The 3,311-nt window shown below is 65.2% G+C and carries 3 protein-coding genes and 1 pseudogene; 1 reads left to right on the top strand and 3 read right to left on the bottom strand.

Annotation, left to right across the window (positions count from 1 at the left end):
- The coding region (locus EN925_RS29125) for an isocitrate lyase/phosphoenolpyruvate mutase family protein (protein ID WP_206632987.1) at positions 1-421 on the top strand (421 nt) is incomplete at its 5' end.
- Position 422: 1 nt separating this feature from the next.
- On the opposite strand, the gene EN925_RS29120 is transcribed toward EN925_RS29125, so the two are convergent.
- The 3 genes and pseudogenes from EN925_RS29120 to EN925_RS29110 all read right to left on the bottom strand — a co-directional run.
- Complete coding sequence (locus EN925_RS29120; RefSeq protein ID WP_128337109.1) at positions 423-1,478, bottom strand: succinylglutamate desuccinylase/aspartoacylase family protein; 1,056 nt, start codon at positions 1,476-1,478, stop codon at positions 423-425.
- An 86-nt stretch (positions 1,479-1,564) separates the two neighbouring features.
- Positions 1,565-2,737 carry an MFS transporter gene (locus tag EN925_RS29115; protein ID WP_013529942.1) on the bottom strand — a complete coding sequence of 391 codons (1,173 nt, stop codon included), beginning with the start codon at positions 2,735-2,737 and terminating at the stop codon, positions 1,565-1,567.
- Positions 2,738-2,862: 125 nt separating this feature from the next.
- A pseudogene (locus tag EN925_RS29110) lies at positions 2,863-3,311 on the bottom strand (pyruvate/2-oxoglutarate dehydrogenase complex dihydrolipoamide dehydrogenase); the annotation flags it as partial.

Here is a 3,311-nt window from a genome sequence, read left to right as displayed (position 1 = left end):
GATTGTCGGTGGCAGCGGCCTGCATGACATTTCCGTGCAGGCAAAGCGCATCGAAGCCGCGGCGGCGGCCGTCAAGGCTTCCGGCATACCGGCATTCATCAACACTCGAACCGACATCTTCCTCAAGGCGAAACCGGATGCGCATGATGACGTTCTGCTCGACCAGGCCATCGAGCGCGCACAGGCCTTCGAAAAAGCCGGCGCGCACGGCTTCTTTGCGCCGGGCCTTGGCGACGAAGGCCTGATCGAGACGCTCTGCAAGGCAATTGCGTTGCCGGTCAACATCATTGCGCTGGCGCATGTGCCGCCGCGCCAGCGGCTGGCGGAACTGGGTGTCGCCCGCATCAGTCACGGCCCGATGCCTTACCGGCAGATGTCCGAATGGCTGGAGGCGAAAGCGCGACTGGCTATTTCGGGCTAAGTCAGTCCTCCAGCGTTCCCGACCGGGCATCAGTGCTCTTCCTGTCGCCAACCAGCTTCAGAAGATCTTCGCCGGCGCGGATGATGCGGCGCGAGCGGCGGGTCAGCATGATGCCGTCCTGCGGTGCGAACACTTCGGTGCGGCCATCGGCTTCACCCGGTGCATGGACGATGGTGGCGAGGCGCGCGCCCTTGGCGACGCGGTCGCCGGGCTTCACGTCATAGAGCACGGCACCGGCCCGTGGCGCCGGCATCATGTCGATGTTTTCCAATGGCGCCACGAAGCCGGTGAAAGGACCCGGCGCGGGCAGGGCGCTGTCGGCGATCACGCCGCGCGCCACCAGCAGCCGGTAGAGGCCGTCGGCGTCGGCGGCGGCCAAGGCACCGTCGACATCGAGGATGCCGCGATATTCGACGGTGGTGGCGACGCGACGGTCGAGCTTGGCCACATCGGCGGGGACGTTCTGATAGGGCATGATCGAGGCGCCCTCGAAGGTGCCGTCAGTGTCTTCGCTCCACAGCACGACCGCGTCGACGCCCATGGCCGCGGCGCAATCGGCCATACCAGGCCACAGGCTGGTGTGGACGTAGAGATAGGCGAGGCCCTCGTCATCGCAGTGCAGGTCGAGCATGATGTCGTGGCCGAGCGACAGCTGCACCAGCCGCGTCTTCAGCCGCTGGTCGACGCTGCCAAGGGTGGTGTCGGGCAAGAGCGCTGTGTCGGGCGCCGCGAGCAGCGGAAAGCCGCGGTTGAACTTGGTGCGCGTGCCGAGATGAAAGCGGCCCTGATGCTCGCCGAAATGATATTGCGCCCGGCCGATCGGGTTGGCCCAGGGCACGATGGTGAGGTTGCCCTTGATGCGGCCTTCGGCCTCCGCCCTGGCAAGCATCGGCATCAGCGCGTCGATGGCGACGACACCCGGCAATTCGCCGGCATGGAGTGCCGCCTGCAGATAGGCCGAAGGAGCAGCCTTGTCGGAACCAGTGAAGCGGAACAGCGGGAATTCGTAGGAAACCCCTTCGCTTTCCCCGGCGATGCGTTCGATCGATTTCTGCATGACTTCCTCCATCAGGAGCGAGAGACATGCGATTTGAAGGCGCCGATGTCGATTGGTCCAGCCTGCCGCGCTATGGGCGCAAGAGACTATTCAGCCGGAAGCGGGATGACCGGCGCGCGCCGGTCCAGCGCCTGCGACAGCACAGCGACGGTGACCGCCAAAAGAGCGAGTGCTGCGCCGACCAGCGGCAAATTGGCATAGGAAACACCGGCGGACAGGGCCACGCCGCCTATCCAGGCGCCGCTGGCATTGCCGATATTGAAGGCGCCCTGGTTCAGCGTGGCGGCAAGGTTCGGTCCCTCGGAGGCCGCCTCGACGACCCGGATCTGCAACGGCGGCACGACGACGAAGATGAGCAGGCCCCACAGGAAGACGATGCCGATGGCAACGCTGGCGATTGCGCCGAACTGCCTGAATCCAACGAAAAGCAGGGCCATCAGCAGCAGGGTGCCGATCACTGTCGGCATCAGTTTCCAGTCGGCCAGTCTGCCGCCGATGATGTTGCCGATGGTCATGCCCGCGCCGAACAGCAGCAGAACCCACGTGACTGCCGAGGTCGACAAGCCCGATACCTCGGTGAGGTAGGGTTTGATGTAGGTGAAGACGGTGAACAGGCTTGCGGAGGTCAGCGCCGCGATCAGCATGGCCAGCCAGACCTGCAGCTTGCCCAGCACGCGCAGCTCGCCGCGCAGGCCGCCACCGCTTGGCTCGGCGACATCGGACGGCACCAACCAGGCGATCGCTGCCACCGAGATCAGGCCGATACCGACCACGGCAACGAAGGTGGAGCGCCAGCCGAACGCTTCGCCAAGTGCGGTTCCGGCGGGAACACCCAGGATGTTGGACAGCGTCAGCCCGGCGAACATCAGCGCGATAGCGCTGGCGCGCTTGTTGCGCGGCACCAGGCTGGCGGCAACGACCGAGCCGATGCCGAAGAAGGCGCCGTGGCCGAAAGCGGTGAAGACGCGCGCGGCCATCAGCGTCCAGTAGTTGGGCGAGATGGCGCAAAACAGATTGCCGACGACGAACAGCACGGCCAGCCCGACCAGCACCGGCTTGCGCGGCAAATGCGCAGTGGCCATGGCGACGATCGGGGCGCCGAAGACGACGCCCAGCGCATATCCGGTAACCAGCAGGCCCGCCGCGGGGATCGACACGCCGAGGTCGGCGGCGACCTCAGGCAGCAAGCCCATGATGACGAATTCGGTGGTGCCGATGCAGAAGGACGCAATGGCAAGCGCAAGGATCGGCAAGGGCATGGTGCGTCCAGACTGAATCGGTTCAATTCCAGACTGCGCGAAGCACGCCACCGTGCGCAAGCTGCATTGCTGCATTGCAGCGATGCAGAAAAGGAAGAGCTTTAAAATGGGTCTTCAACGGGCTGTCACGCCAGCGGCTTCAGCTCCTGGGCAATGGTGGGCAGCAACTCCGAAACATTGGGATGGATGTGCACGGCACGCGCCAGCGTGTCGACGGGCGCCTTGGCGTACATCAGGTCGAGCACACAATGGATAGCCTCGTCGCCGCCGGGGCCGAGCACCGAGCAGCCGAGGATCTCCCTGGTGTCGGCATCGACCAGGATTTTCATGAAACCCTGCGTCTCGCCCTTTTCGATAGCGCGGCCGACGCGGGTCATCGGCCGCTGGCCGACCAGCGCGCGACGGCCGGATTTCTTCACTGCGGCCTCGGTCATGCCGCAGCGGCCAAGCGGCGGGTCGATGTAGAGCGCATAGGCTTCGATCCGGTCGCTGACCCTCCGCGGATCGTTGTCGAGCAAATTGGCGGCGACGATCTCGTAGTCGTTGTAGGAGGTGTGGGTGAAGGCGCCCCTGC

It is taken from the genome of Mesorhizobium sp. M7A.F.Ca.US.006.04.2.1, assembly GCF_004022915.1.
GTDB lineage: Bacteria > Pseudomonadota > Alphaproteobacteria > Rhizobiales > Rhizobiaceae > Mesorhizobium > Mesorhizobium ciceri.
The sequence above is the reverse complement of the archived record's forward strand: the minus strand, read 5'-3'. Positions and strand labels throughout refer to the sequence as shown.

Bases quoted from the DNA above. Each gene is read 5' to 3' on its own strand.
- EN925_RS29120 (WP_128337109.1), bottom strand. From the start codon at position 1,478: ATGCAGAAATCGATCGAACGCATCGCCGGGGAAAGCGAAGGGGTTTCC.
- EN925_RS29115 (WP_013529942.1), bottom strand. From the start codon at position 2,737: ATGCCCTTGCCGATCCTTGCGCTTGCCATTGCGTCCTTCTGCATCGGC.